Source organism: Corynebacterium sp. ACRPQ, assembly GCF_022347225.1.
Lineage (GTDB): Bacteria > Actinomycetota > Actinomycetes > Mycobacteriales > Mycobacteriaceae > Corynebacterium > Corynebacterium tuberculostearicum_D.
Genome location: NZ_JAKRNF010000046.1, coordinates 1 through 749 on the forward strand (window position 1 = coordinate 1; position 749 = coordinate 749).

The following is a 749-nucleotide window of genomic DNA, read 5'->3' on the forward strand; positions in this document are numbered from 1 at the left end:
GGGCATGCACGAAACACGGAACAACGAGTGCTGGGCGCCAACGATGGCGATGCCGCACCTGCAAGGCCACCTTCACCCGCGTGAATAACGATGCCGTGCAAGCCAAATGGTTCCGCCTTTTCATTTCCTGGCTCACCTCCAGCAACAGCCTGGAAGAAACCGCTAAAACCTGCGATGTTTCACCACGAACTTTGCAACGACGCTTCACACCGTTCTGGCTTATCCAACCTCCTAGACGCGTTGATAAGCAGCGAATCTACGACCAAATCTTCATCGACGGCACCTACTTCAACACCAAATGCCTTGTTGTAGCTGCCGACTCCACCCATGTCATCAATTGGTTCTGGTGCACGAAAGAATCCTCCTGGTCGTATATGCGCCCACTCGACCCGCTAGCCCCACCACAATTGGTTACCTGCGATGGCGATGCCGGAGGGCTTAAAGCACTACACCACCTGTGGCCTGATACCCCGGTCAACGCTGCATTGTCCACGTCAAACGCAATATCCAACGTGCCACCGGCCTTTATCCCACCTCGCCGATGGGCAAAGCACTACGACGGCTTTCCTTTGAACTACTCGCCGTTGACAACCTAGATAAGGCAGCCGAATGGACCGTAAAACTACAGCAGTTCGGCACCGTATTTAGCACCCAGCTCAAAGCCAGAACCTACGTCAAAGACGTCCCCTTCGACCAGATTCCAAAAGCCAAACGCCGCAACAAAAAATGGTGGTACACCCACTACACCC

1 pseudogene is annotated in these 749 nt (G+C 54.1%); it reads left to right on the plus strand.

The features are described from left to right. Positions 1–596 (plus strand): annotated as a pseudogene (locus tag MHY24_RS12000) (hypothetical protein); the annotation flags it as partial. Positions 597–749: the final 153 nt, after the last annotated feature.